This is a genomic window from Gardnerella sp. C0684A1, from assembly GCF_055326835.1.
This window is the reverse complement of the sequence record NZ_JBLTSX010000051.1, coordinates 1-257: the sequence shown is the minus strand read 5'-3', so window position 1 is coordinate 257 and position 257 is coordinate 1. Positions and strand designations below refer to the sequence as shown.

General features: G+C 68.9%; 1 protein-coding gene. It reads right to left on the bottom strand.

The features are described from left to right. Positions 1-229, bottom strand: a 229-nt coding sequence (locus ACNEUN_RS06320; protein WP_463631593.1) for a 4Fe-4S binding protein, incomplete at its 3' end; no start/stop codon positions are given. Positions 230-257 lie beyond the last annotated feature (28 nt).

Here is a 257-nt window from a genome sequence, read left to right as displayed (position 1 = left end):
CCTTTTGCGAGCCGATGTGCGTCTTGGGGCTGAGCGCGCCCGTGGGGCAGGCCTGCACGCATTCGCCACAGGCCACGCAGGTGCTTTCGGCCATGGGGTCGTCGAGGTCGAAAACGATCTTGCTGTCGGCCCCGCGCAGCGCGTAGCCGATCACATCGTTGACCTGCTCTTCGCGGCAGGCGCGCACGCAGCGGTTGCACTGGATGCAGGCGTCCAGGTTCACGGCCATGGCGGGGTGGCTCAGGTCGGGCGCGGGC